Here is a 12,285-nt window from a genome sequence, read left to right on the forward strand (position 1 = left end):
GGAGCAGCCATCTGGCCGCATCCTTATCGGTACTTCATATTATGTTCATACCCTCATAACGCCACTGTAAAACGTCGGTGTGGATTAAGAAGAAGATACTTTAAGCTTTTTAAATTCTTCTGTAAGCATCGGTACCACTTCGAATAGGTCACCAACGATTCCGTAATCCGCTACGTTAAAGATGTTCGCTTCTGGATCTTTGTTAATCGCAACGATTACTTTTGAATTCGACATCCCTGCTAAATGCTGGATTGCTCCGGAAATACCACATGCAATATAGAGGTCAGGCGTTACCACTTTACCTGTTTGGCCAATCTGTAAGGAATAGTCACAGTAATCTGCATCACATGCTCCACGGGATGCCCCTACAGCCCCACCAAGTACATCTGCCAGTTCCTTAAGAGGATTGAAGCCATCTTCACTTTTCACTCCGCGTCCGCCGGCGATAATGACTTTCGCTTCTGATAAGTCTACACCTTCGCTTGCTTTACGAACGACTTCTTTAATGATCGTACGTAAGTCCTTGATGTCGACGGAAAGGGAAGTGACTTCTCCTGTACGTGACTCATCTTTCGCTAATGGTTCGATGTTATTAGGGCGGATCGTCGCAAAAATCAATCCGTCAGTCACGATTTTCTTTTCAAATGCTTTTCCTGAATAAATCGGTCTTGTGAAAACGAGGTTTCCGCCAGCTTCCTCAAGATCTGTCGCATCCGAGATCAATCCTGAACTTAATTTGCTTGCCACTTTAGGAGATAAGTCTTTCCCAAGGGCAGTATGTCCAAAGATGATTCCTTCTGGTTTCTCTTCCTCAATCACAGAAAGAATCGCTTGTGAATAACCGTCCGAAGTATATTGTTCCAGCTTATCGTTTTCGACAACCACTACTTTGTCTGCTCCATACTGAATCATTTCTTCGCCTAAAGCGCTTACACTTTTACCAATTAAAACGGCTACCACTTCTCCGCCTTCAGCTACTGTTTTACCTGCCGCAATTGCTTCAAAGGAAACATTACGTAATGATCCGTCCCGAACTTCTCCAAGTACCAATACTTTTCTCGCCATGTTAAATACCCCCTGAATGTTAGTTATTCCTTTGACCTTGCCTTATATAACTTTCGCTTCATTACGAAGAAGTGAAACAAGCTCTGATACTTGAGCATCCAATTCGCCTTCTAACACTTTACCTGCTTCCTTCTTCGGTGGAAGGTAGATTTCAATTGTTTTTGTTTTCGCTTCTACTTCATCTTCATCTAAATCCAAATCATCCAATTCCACTTCATCAAGAGGCTTTTTCTTTGCCTTCATGATTCCTGGCAGTGATGGATAACGAGGCTCATTCAAACCTTGTTGTGCCGTTACTAATAGTGGCAGAGATGTTTCAATTACCTCAGAGTCCCCTTCTACATCGCGAGTGACCGTTACGGTTTCACCATCGATTTCCAACTTTGTGATCGTTGTTACATATGGGATATCAAGTTGCTCGGCTACTCGGGGACCAACTTGTCCAGATCCACCATCAATCGCAACATTACCCGCAAGAATCAAGTCAACTTCCTGCTCTTTTAAATAGTGAGCCAACACTTTCGCTGTAGTGAATTGGTCTCCATAATCAAGATCGTCTTCTGTGTTGATCAGGACTGCTTTGTCTGCCCCCATCGCCAATGCTGTTCTCAGCTGCTTCTCGCTTTCTTCTCCGCCAACTGATACGACCGTCACTTCTCCACCATGTGCATCGCGAACTTGAATTGCTTCTTCCACTGCATATTCATCGTAAGGATTTATGATAAATTCAGCTCCATCTTCAGCAATTTGACCGTTTTGGATCGAAATTTTCTCCTCAGTATCAAACGTTCTTTTCAAAAGTACATAGATGTTCATCCGTAAGTCCCTCCTAATAATGTAAACATTCTTTCCCTTAAAAAGATTTCGACAATTTAACCCCTTTGAATGGGCAGCTTGAACGGAAACTTCCATTCAAGACTGCCCCTCAATAAGAGTTTACTATATTACAAGAATGTATTCTAGCCTTTAAAGTGTGGTTCGCGCTTTTCGACAAAAGCTGAAATACCCTCTTTGGCATCAGCTGATACAAATATTTCACCGAAAAGATCCGATTCTCTCATTACGCCTTCATAGAAACGGTCATCTTTAGTATAACTCAACAGCTCAATGGCTGCTTTCATCGCTCCAGGGCTCTTCTTCGCAATCTTATCGGCCATTTCCTTCGCTTTATCGAAGAGCTGATCTTCAGGGTATGCCTTATTGGCAAGTCCCCACTGTACAGCTTCGGTTCCGCTGATTGGTTCACTCGTTAATAGCATTTCTGCCGCTTTTGCCCTGCCTACCAATTTAGGTAAGCGCTGGGAGCCGGCAAATCCAGGAACAAGCCCTAACTGAAGCTCTGGTAAACCAAGCTTTGCATTCTCGCTGACCAATCGGATGTGACATCCCATTGCAAGCTCCAATCCCCCGCCTAAAGCGGCTCCATGAATGGCTGCAATGATCGGCTTTGAAAAGTTCTCCATCCGTTCGAAAACGTCCTGGCCTTTTTTCGCCAATTGAGAGAATTCTTCTCCGCTTTCAATCGTCGTGAATTCTTTAATGTCAGCACCCGCAGAGAAGAAGCGGCCCTCACCTTTCAGTAAGATCACTCTGACGTCAGCGTTTTCTTCAAGCTCATCCAGAACTGCATCGATTTCTTTAATAAGTCCACTGGCTAATGCATTAGCAGGAGGCCTTTGGATCAGAACCGTTGCTACCTTTCCCTCTAATGACCATGATAAACTTTCCATCTCTCATCCCCCTAAACTAATTTAGTTCCTGCCGCCACATCCATGAAGTAATAGTTTGTGAATAGCAGGGACTTGAGCAACTAAGTCATACTTCTGATCGTTCATCACCCACGTTGTCACCATTTCATCCAGAGTGCCGAAGATCATTTGCCGGGCAAGCCGGACGTCCAGATCACTGGAAAACTCTCCGGATTCTACTCCGCTAATCAGGATTTTATCGACTAATTGCAGATATCCCTTTAACACATCATTGATCTTTAAGCGGATCTCCTTATTGGACTGCCTGAGCTCCAGTTGTGTCACAATCGCTAGATGGTGATCATCCGACAGAATTTTACAATGATTTTCAATCATCACTAATAATTTCTCTGAAACTGTCTGTTTTCCTGCAATAACTTCCTCAATTTTTTCGACAAAGAGTACCATTTTTTCTTTAAACAACGAAATCAGGATATCTTCTTTATTTTTAAAATAGAGATAAATCGTTCCATCAGCGACTCCGGCCTGTTTCGCGATCTTGGACACTTGTGCCTGATGGTAACCATTTTCAGCTATAACGATAACAGCAGCATCGATAATTTGTTTGTATTTAGGTTTATTTCGTTTCATGGGTTCTTGACCTGCCTTAAGAAAATATGAATGACTGTTCATTCATATTTTTATATTAAAAGGTTTCTCTTTACTTGTCAAGAAGAGATGCCTTGTCCAATTATACAACAAAAAGAAAAAGCCCAATGGTATTCATTTAACTTGTTTTCTGTTCTTCCTCTATCTTTTGGCGCTCTTCGTCTACAAGTGCCCTGCGTAATATTTTTCCTACAGCCGTCTTTGGAAGCTCTTTTCTAAATTCATAAATCCGGGGTACCTTGTAGGCTGCCAGGAATTTACGGGCAAATTCATTGAGTTCTTCCTCTGTCAGGGACTCCCCTTCTTTCAGGACCACATACGCCTTTACGGTTTCTCCCCTGTATTCATCTGGAACGCCTGCAGCTACAACCTCTTGAATCGCAGGATGTTCATAAAGGACCTCTTCTATTTCACGAGGGTAAATATTAAAGCCTCCGGCAATGATCATATCCTTCTTGCGATCAACGACATAGAAGTAGCCTCTCTCATCCATATACCCCAAATCTCCCGTCAATAGCCAGCCATCCTTTAACGTTTGTTCGGTTTCCTCTGGACGATTCCAGTAACCCTTCATCACTTGGGGACCTTTCACGACGATTTCACCCATTTCATTCGGCGGAAGCGGTTCCCCTGTTTCAAGTGAAAAGATGGCTGCATCCGTGCTTGGCCAAGGAACTCCTACGCTTCCCTTTATTCTTTCTTTATCCCAAAGAAAATTGGAATGCGTGACAGGTGAAGATTCTGTCAATCCATAGCCTTCAACCAGTTTCCCTCCGGTGACGTCTTCGAATTGCTGCTGCACTTCAACCGGCAATGGGGCGCTTCCACTAAGGCATGAGTCGATGGAGGATAAGTCATAATCCTTCAGGTCGGGATGATTCAACAGGCCGATATAGATGGTGGGTGCACCGGGAAACAGGGTGGGTTTCTGCTTTTGAATGGTTTTCAAGGTTGTTTCGGGATCAAATTTAGGGAGTAGGATCATTTTGTATCCCTGCATGACGGATAAGATCATAACCGCTGTCATTCCGTACACATGAAAGAATGGAAGTATTCCAAGAACCCGTTCTTCGCCTTTTTTACATTTATAAAGCCACGCATCACACATGGAAGCATTGGCTACAAGATTCTTATGGGTAAGCATGACCCCTTTTGGAAAACCTGTCGTACCGCCTGTGTATTGAAGGAGGGCCACATCGTTTTCAAAATCAAATTCATGTTGCGTGCTTTCCGGTTTGGCTGTTTTCATAATCTCCGTAAAAAGATGATTCTGTCCTGAATGGTTCACTTTTACCACAATGCCATATTGTTTCTTCTGGATGAATGGGTAGATGAGATTCTTAGGAAATGGAAGGTAGTCTTTGATAGCGGTTACAATGATGTGTTCAAGTTCGGTATCCTTCATTGCTTTTGATACTCTTGGATACAAAATATCCAATGTCAGGATCACCTTGGCACCTGAGTCCTTCATTTGGTATTCAATTTCCCTCTCCATATATAATGGATTGGTTTGTACGACAATTCCACCTGCGTAGAGAATGCCATAGTACGCGATGACGGATTGAGGAGTATTCGGCAGCATGATCGCCACCCGGTCATCTTTCTTGATTCCAAGCGTTTTAAGATAATGGGCGAATTTGAGTGCCGATTCATGTAATTCTGTGTAGGTCAACTCCTTGCCCATAAATTGAATGGCCACTTTACTGCCATAAAGGGTAGCTGCCTCGGTTAAATAAGACTGCAGTGGTTTTTCAATCAGATCGAGCTCCGTTGGAATCTCTGCTGGATATTCAGCAAACCATGGTTTGTTCATTGTAATCCCTCCCTTTGAATATTTAGAAAATTTCTTCTATTCACCATTATAATATAAGGGGACTTCAGTTACAATTTGAATTCAATCCACTCGATACTTTTTTCCTACTCTTCAGGCTTGACCTTCCTCACAGATGATTTTCACAAAGAAAAAAGACTGCCTATTCAACCATATGACAGTCTGCTCGTACATTATTATTATTTTAGCATTGTTTCAATCTCCAAGCTCTTTTCACAGAGTGAATCGATTGTGTTAACCATCGTTCTAAGTTCTACCGCTACGTAAAGAACAACATATAAATGATTCCAACGAGTAAAAAGCCCCCACATAGAGTGAGTAAAACCTTCGCCAATGTTTCCATATTTCCTCTCCTTACGATATACCTGCCCCTATGACATAGGATAAACCAACTGAAATAACTAATGAAATGAAGCCCACTGCCCGGTTATCATTTGCAATTTCTTCGTCAATCTTAAATTTAGGCGTCAGAAATTCATAAATGAAATAGCCGATCAGTAATAGGAAAAATCCGAACACACCCCATCCGATCGTGGTCAGGATAGTATCATTGTGGCTGATGGAATGGCGGAAAATATTCGCAATCCCAAATATTTTCCCTCCAGTTGCCATCGCCACGGCCAGATTACCTTTTTTTATTTCTTCCCAATTTCTATACTTTGTCACCAGTTCGAAAATGGCCAGGAACAGAATCAAACATAAAATGACCACGCTGTAATTACCAGCCGTCTGAACAAATTCATTTTCCCAAAAGTTCTCCATTGCAAAGCTCCCTTTAACGCTTTAATTAAGCCGTTTTTTAGAATTCCCACATAGGGCAGAGTCTTATTTAAATTGAACGACTGTGACACCCGTACCACCTTCGCCTGCATCTCCGAAACGAATGTTTTTAACCGACCGGTGATTTTTCAAGTACTCCTGAACTCCCTGTCTTAAAGCTCCCGTACCTTTCCCATGAATAATGGAAACGCGTGGATACCCTGCGAGGAGTGCATCATCGATGTACTTCTCCACTCTAGATAACGCATTTTCGAAACGCTCACCACGTAAATCCAGTTCAAGACTGACATGAAAGTCTTTTCCTTTCACTGTGGCGAGTGGCTTGGTTTCAACCTTTTGTTGAGATTGAATGAATTCAAGATCTGATTCCTTCACCTTCATTTTCATGATGCCCATCTGTACTTGCCATTCTTTCGCAGACACTCGTTCAACCAAGTGGCCTTTTTGATCAAAGCTCAAGACTTTGACTTCGTCCCCTGGTTTTAACTCATGCTTCGTTTGGTTGACTTTTTTCTTTTGACCGGACGTTTTCAATTTCGGTGTAGCTTCTTCCAATTGTTTTTTCGCATGGATCAGTTCATGCTCTTTGATTTGAGCTGATTTTTCCTGTTGCATTTTTCGTAAATCTTTAATCACTTGTTCAGCTTCTGCCTTTGCCTTTTCAACCACTTCAGTCGCTTTTTGTTGAGCTTTTTCGTACAGTGTATCTTTTTTCTCGTAATACTCCATCATTTGCTTTTGCATATCTTTATGCATTTTCTCTGCTTGTCTTAAAAGTTCATGGGCTTCCTCAAGCTCCCGTTCACCCTGACGTCTGCTGTCTTCGAGGGAGGCAATCATATTCTCCACTTCTTTGCTATCCGTTCCGATATGGGACTTCGCTCTATGAATGACATGATCGGATAGCCCCAAACGCTTCGAAATCTCAAATGCATTACTTCTTCCCGGAACCCCGAGCAAGAGCTTATAGGTGGGACTTAATGTTTCTACATTAAATTCCACACTCGCATTCACGACCCCTTCACGATTATATCCGTACGCTTTCAACTCGGGATAGTGGGTGGTAGCCACGACTCTTGCTCCCGTCCCATGCACTTCATCCAGAATGGAAATGGCCAGGGCCGCACCTTCTTGAGGGTCTGTTCCTGCACCTAACTCATCAAACAACACTAAGCTCTCATGATCTACTTTTTTTAGGATGTCGACTATATTCACCATATGGGAAGAGAAGGTACTTAAGCTTTGTTCAATCGATTGCTCATCCCCGATATCAGCGTAAATGGTGCGGAAGACGCCCACTTCAGATCCATCAAGGGCCGGGATCGGGAGACCGGCCTGCGCCATCAAACTTGTTAATCCCAATGTTTTCAGGGTAACGGTTTTCCCCCCGGTATTTGGACCCGTAATGACAATGGAAGAAAAGTCATTCCCTAACTCAATGTCATTCGCCACAGCCTCATCTATAGGGAGAAGAGGATGCCGGGCTTTATTTAACTTTATTCGTCGTTCATTGTTGATTGTTGGTTTAGATCCTTTGATGGATCGTCCGAACTTTGCTTTTGTGAACATAAAATCGATGTCTGATAAAACACTGACGATCAAGAGCAGTTCTTCTCCGGCTTCTTGTACGCTTTCAGAGAGTTCCTGGAGAATCTTTTCGATTTCTGATTGTTCTTTTAATCGAAGCTCACGCAGTTGATTATTCAGCTGAACTATTGCTTCAGGTTCAATAAACAGGGTTTGCCCCGATGATGATTGATCATGAATGATGCCGCCATATTGACCCCTGTACTCCTGTTTCACTGGAATCACGTATCGATCATTACGAATCGTGATGATCGCATCGGATAACATTTTTTGAGCGTTGGATGAACGGATCATTCGTTCAAGTTTTTCACGGATCCGTCCTTCATTGGCCCGGAGCTGTGTACGGATGGTGCGGAGGGCTTCACTGGCTGTATCCAGGATTTCTCCGTTATCATCCACGACTTTCCTAATATCCTGTTCTAAATAGGGTAGGGGGATGACCGTGCCCATTTTCCCTTGAAGCAGGGGAATGTCCACCTCTTCCTCCAGTAACTCTTCTACAAAAAGAGTAAGCTTCCTGCTTGCCCGGATCGTACTGGCCACCTGAACAAACTCTGAGGGAGAAAGCATCCCTCCTATCTGTGCACGCTTGACGTGTGGACGTATATCGAAAATCCCGCCTAATGGGGCATGACCTTTCAACCTGAGGATGGTCATGGCTTCATCCGTCTCTTCATGAAGAGCTGTAATTTCCTCATACTCCAAGGACGGCATGAGAGAGGCTACCCTTGCATGCCCAAGTGCGGATGCAGCATATTGCTTTAATAATTCTTTGATCTTATCAAACTCTAACGTCTTTAATACTTTAGAATTCACGGAATGTATTCCACCTTTATCAGTTTCGCTTAATAAATTCGATTAACTCTTTCTTATCCCATGTATTGATCACGGATTCTTTTTGGATCCAGCCTTTGCGCGCCGTTCCGATCCCTATCTTCATAAATTCCAGGTGATCAGTACTGTGAGCATCTGTGTTAATCACCAATTTCACATTCTGCTCCTGGGCTTTTCGGATATTTTCGGCAGAAAGATCGAGACGATTCGGATTTGCATTAAGCTCCAATGCCGTACCGGTTTCTTTCGCCAGCTGGATAAGAAGATCCATATCTACGTCATAGCCTTCTCTTCGGCCAATGATTCTCCCTGTAGGATGAGCGATGATATCCACATGGGCACTCTTCAGGGCCGTTGTCAGTCTTTCCATGATCTTTTCCTTGGATTGTGAAAAGCTCGAGTGAATCGAGGCAATCACAAGGTCCACTTTTTCAAGGATGTCATCCTCATAATCCAACGTACCATCAGGGAGTATATCCATTTCGATTCCAGAAAGAACTTCTATGTCATCATACTTCTTGTTGATCTCTTTAATTTCATCGATTTGCTTAAGTAATCGTTCCGTAGTCAGCCCGTTTGCCACACGTAAGTACTGGGAGTGATCTGTGATGGCCATATATTGATATCCTTTGGCACGGCAAGCCTCAACCATTTCTTCGATGGAAAACGCACCATCCGACCAGGTGGAGTGCATATGAAGATCCCCTTTTATGTCTTCTAAAGTGATGAGGGAATAATCTTTATGGAACTCTTCCACTTCTTTCCCATCTTCCCTCAGCTCAGGTGGGATCAAGGGCAGATCAAAATGGTGATAAAACTCTTCTTCGGTTTTAAATGTCTTTATTTCACCGGTTTCAGTATTCTCGACGCCATATTCACTGATCTTTTCCCCGCGTTCTTTGGCCAGCTGGCGCATGCGGACATTATGATCCTTTGACCCTGTGAAATGGTGAAGGGCCGTAGCAAATTCTTCAGGCTTCACGATCCGGAAGTCAATGCTTACATCCCAATTGTAGGAGAGAGTAAGTGAAACTTTCGTATCCCCTGCCGCGATGGTTTCAACGATATTGGGCAGCTTCAACAATCCTTCCTTTACCTCTTGGGGATGCTCTGTTGCCAGAATGAAATCAAGGTCCTTGATCGTTTCCCTCATCCTTCTTAAGCTTCCCGCTCTTGAAAAGGTCTGGATACTGTCCATCCCGAAAAAAAAACCTTCAATCTCCTCAGCGATGCCATTCATAAAAGCGATCGGCAGGCGATTTGGTCTTTTCCCCACCTGTTCGATGGATGCCAGGATCTTCTCTTCCGTCTTCTTACCGAAGCCTGCTAAACCTTGTACTTTATTTGCTTTACACGCTTCCTCCAAGTCTTCGATACGTTCAACCCCGAGTTCACTGTAAAGCTTTGCAATTTTCTTTCCACCTAAACCAGGTAATTGAAGGAGGGGGATCAATCCCTTTGGAACTTCTTCCTTTAACTCTTCAAGGACAGAAGATGTGCCTTCATTTATGTATTCCTCGATAACTCCAGCCGTTCCTTTGCCGATTCCGCTCAACTTCGTAAAGTCACTTATTTCATGTAAGCTACGGTCATCATTCTCAAGTGCAGCCGCCGCTTTTCGATAGGCGGATATTTTAAAAGAGTTTTCGCCCTTCAATTCCATATATATCGCAATTTCCTCTAATAATTTTATAATATCTTTTTTATTCAAGAGATTCACCCACTATCTTAGAATTAACGATTAGGATCCTTTAAGCTTCCCAGTCCTCAGCAAAAGCAAAATGACTCCATTTATATAGTAGCAAAATTGGTATAAAAAGAAAAAAGACTGACATATAAGATGAACTTTTTTCGTTAAGGTCAGCCTAACGAATCAGAGTTCCATACTTATAGTCAGCCCCTTCTTCAGGCTACATATTCAATCCACCAAGATTTCACCATATCAGAGAAAACTGGGGTATGTTTTACCATCGCTTGCGCAATAAACGAGTTATTGATGAATGCTTGAACCGACTCGATCGGCAATAATACGGCGATAAATAATAGAATAAAAATCATTAAGTATGCTTCAATGAAGCCTAATATCCCTCCGCCAAGAACATTCAACTGCTTTAATAGAGGCAGATGTGCGACAAAGTCCAGCATCGATCCAATGATTTGCAGAATGATCCGTACCGCAAAGAATATCAGGGCAAATGCAATGACCCGGTAATACGCTTGATCTAGATTCGTCGATTCAAAAATCATATTCAACGTGGATTGCTCGTCCAGTACAGGATAAGGAATCCATAAAGTTAATTTTGGTGCAAGCTGATCATAATATATGTATGCTACAATAAAAGAAACAATAAATCCGAATATGTGGATCACCTGCAAAATGAATCCACGTTTTAAACCTATTAAAAATCCTATCACCAGGATGATCAACAAAGCTAAGTCCAACATCTTTTTTTCAATCCTTTAATCGTTTAATTTCTCGCTCCAGATCTTCAAACCTTTCTTGAAGTTTGATGTAATCATTCACGGCATTCACCGCTGTCAAAACGGCGAGCCTGCCTGTGTCGAGAGACGGATTCATGGAGTTGATTTCTCTCATTTTGTCATCCACCTTCGAACAAACAAAACGGATCTGACTTGTTGATTCAGTCCCAACAATCGTATATTGTTGACCATATATGTCTACAGTGGTGCGATTTTTTTGTTCTTCAGACAACCTGAAAGCCCCCCATTCATAAGAATCCTAAACATAATCATACCATGAAATCTTTTTATTTTGGAAGGAATTTGTCATATCAGCTCACATTTTTTATAATACTTAAGAATTTTGTCATAAGGAGAGAGAAACTTGGCTAATACCGTCATTCAAGCAAACAAAGAAATGATAGAGAAAATGAAGCACCATTACGGAAACGTACTAACGGACAAACTGCCACCGGGTGCTGTTTTTGTAGCAAAACCTTCCGGCTGTACAATCACGGCATATAAATCGGGGAAAGTGTTGTTTCAGGGATCTAACGGAGAAGGAGAAGCAAGTCAGTGGGGCACCAGTGAACCTCCAAAAGTGAAATCACCTTCCAAGGGAACGACGACACTGCCTGAAAACTTTGCCGATTGGTCTGTCATCGGATCCGATGAAGTGGGCACAGGCGACTTTTTCGGACCGATCACTGTCGTGAGTGCTTACGTGAAGAAGGAGCATATTCCACTCATGAAGGAGCTCGGGGTAAAGGATTCCAAAAATTTATCCGACCCTCAAATTATCAATATTGCAAGGGATTTAATTGCAGCGATTCCGTATTCCCTGCTCATACTCCACAACCCAAAATATAATGCGATGCAAGAAAAAGGAATGACTCAAGGGAAGATGAAGGCTCTCTTGCACAATCAGGCTATCCTGAATCTGCTGGACAAAATGTCCCCGGAACTACCTGAAGGAATATTGATTGATCAGTTTGTTGAAAAGAATACATACTACAAGCATATTTCTGCACAAAAGAAAATCCAAAGAGATCGCGTGTACTTCAGCACAAAAGGTGAAAGCATCCATTTGGCTGTAGCCGCAGCATCGATCATTGCCCGTTATGCCTTCCTAAAGGAAATGGACAAATTGAGTGCCAAAGCGGGTGTCGAAATCCCGAAAGGAGCCGGTAAGCACGTGGATGTTGCAGCAGCCAAAATCATCAAACGCAGAGGGATTGAAGAATTAAAATCCATGACAAAGTGGCATTTTGCGAATAGTGAGAAGGCGATGAAGTTAGCCAGGAAATAAATAATATCCCCATCGGTTGTGCCGGTGGGGATTTCTCTTTGGATGGTAGTGTTATCTTGGTT

Annotated in this window: 11 protein-coding genes; 1 reads left to right on the forward strand and 10 read right to left on the reverse strand. The window is 42.7% G+C overall.

All coding sequences use genetic code 11. The annotated features are described in order from the left end of the window. Positions 1-84: 84 nt before the first annotated feature. The 10 genes from ACCB35_RS15905 to zapA all read right to left on the reverse strand — a co-directional run bounded on the left by ACCB35_RS15905 (position 85) and on the right by zapA (position 11,167). A complete protein-coding gene (locus ACCB35_RS15905) occupies positions 85-1,065 on the reverse strand; it encodes an electron transfer flavoprotein subunit alpha/FixB family protein (protein ID WP_044340466.1) in 981 nt (326 codons plus the stop codon). A 42-nt stretch (positions 1,066-1,107) separates the two neighbouring features. Continuing rightward, complete coding sequence (locus ACCB35_RS15910; protein ID WP_374054443.1) at positions 1,108-1,881, reverse strand: electron transfer flavoprotein subunit beta; 774 nt, start codon at positions 1,879-1,881, stop codon at positions 1,108-1,110. A gap of 143 nt (positions 1,882-2,024) precedes the next feature. After that, positions 2,025-2,795 carry an enoyl-CoA hydratase gene (locus ACCB35_RS15915; RefSeq protein ID WP_044340464.1) on the reverse strand — a complete coding sequence of 257 codons (771 nt, stop codon included), beginning with the start codon at positions 2,793-2,795 and terminating at the stop codon, positions 2,025-2,027. A 21-nt stretch (positions 2,796-2,816) separates the two neighbouring features. Further along, positions 2,817-3,404 (reverse strand): TetR/AcrR family transcriptional regulator, encoded by a 588-nt coding sequence (locus tag ACCB35_RS15920; RefSeq protein ID WP_374054444.1) that lies wholly within the window; start codon positions 3,402-3,404, stop codon positions 2,817-2,819. 136 nt (positions 3,405-3,540) lie between these two features. Then, entirely contained in the window at positions 3,541-5,235 is a 1,695-nt protein-coding gene (locus tag ACCB35_RS15925) for a long-chain-fatty-acid--CoA ligase (protein WP_374054445.1), read from the reverse strand. 372 nt (positions 5,236-5,607) lie between these two features. Then, positions 5,608-6,015: a DUF350 domain-containing protein gene (locus ACCB35_RS15930; protein ID WP_044340462.1), complete on the reverse strand. Its 408-nt coding sequence runs from the start codon at positions 6,013-6,015 to the stop codon at positions 5,608-5,610. A gap of 63 nt (positions 6,016-6,078) precedes the next feature. After that, entirely contained in the window at positions 6,079-8,436 is a 2,358-nt protein-coding gene (locus ACCB35_RS15935; protein WP_374054446.1) for an endonuclease MutS2, read from the reverse strand. A gap of 19 nt (positions 8,437-8,455) precedes the next feature. Continuing rightward, positions 8,456-10,165, reverse strand: coding sequence for a DNA polymerase/3'-5' exonuclease PolX (gene polX / locus ACCB35_RS15940; RefSeq protein WP_374054447.1), 1,710 nt, complete (start codon positions 10,163-10,165; stop codon positions 8,456-8,458). Positions 10,166-10,359: 194 nt separating this feature from the next. After that, on the reverse strand, positions 10,360-10,899 hold the full coding sequence (locus tag ACCB35_RS15945) for a CvpA family protein (RefSeq protein WP_044340460.1): 540 nt from the start codon (positions 10,897-10,899) through the stop codon (positions 10,360-10,362). Between the two features lie 7 nt (positions 10,900-10,906). Beyond that, positions 10,907-11,167, reverse strand: coding sequence for a cell division protein ZapA (zapA, locus tag ACCB35_RS15950; RefSeq protein WP_044340459.1), 261 nt, complete (start codon positions 11,165-11,167; stop codon positions 10,907-10,909). A gap of 132 nt (positions 11,168-11,299) precedes the next feature. On the opposite strand from zapA, the gene rnhC reads away from it, so the two are divergent. Further along, complete coding sequence (gene rnhC / locus ACCB35_RS15955; protein ID WP_374054448.1) at positions 11,300-12,223, forward strand: ribonuclease HIII; 924 nt, start codon at positions 11,300-11,302, stop codon at positions 12,221-12,223. The last annotated feature ends 62 nt before the right edge of the window (positions 12,224-12,285 follow it).

Source organism: Rossellomorea sp. FM04394, assembly GCF_041889765.1.
Lineage (GTDB): Bacteria > Bacillota > Bacilli > Bacillales > Bacillaceae_B > Rossellomorea > Rossellomorea aquimaris_B.

Excerpts from the sequence above, each read along its gene's own strand:
- ACCB35_RS15905 (WP_044340466.1), bottom strand. The coding sequence starts at position 1,065 with ATGGCGAGAAAAGTATTGGTACTTGGAGAAGTTCGGGACGGATCATTA.
- ACCB35_RS15910 (WP_374054443.1), bottom strand. The coding sequence starts at position 1,881 with ATGAACATCTATGTACTTTTGAAAAGAACGTTTGATACTGAGGAGAAA.
- ACCB35_RS15915 (WP_044340464.1), bottom strand. The coding sequence starts at position 2,795 with ATGGAAAGTTTATCATGGTCATTAGAGGGAAAGGTAGCAACGGTTCTG.
- ACCB35_RS15920 (WP_374054444.1), bottom strand. The coding sequence starts at position 3,404 with ATGAAACGAAATAAACCTAAATACAAACAAATTATCGATGCTGCTGTT.
- ACCB35_RS15925 (WP_374054445.1), bottom strand. The coding sequence starts at position 5,235 with ATGAACAAACCATGGTTTGCTGAATATCCAGCAGAGATTCCAACGGAG.
- ACCB35_RS15930 (WP_044340462.1), bottom strand. The coding sequence starts at position 6,015 with ATGGAGAACTTTTGGGAAAATGAATTTGTTCAGACGGCTGGTAATTAC.
- ACCB35_RS15945 (WP_044340460.1), bottom strand. The coding sequence starts at position 10,899 with ATGTTGGACTTAGCTTTGTTGATCATCCTGGTGATAGGATTTTTAATA.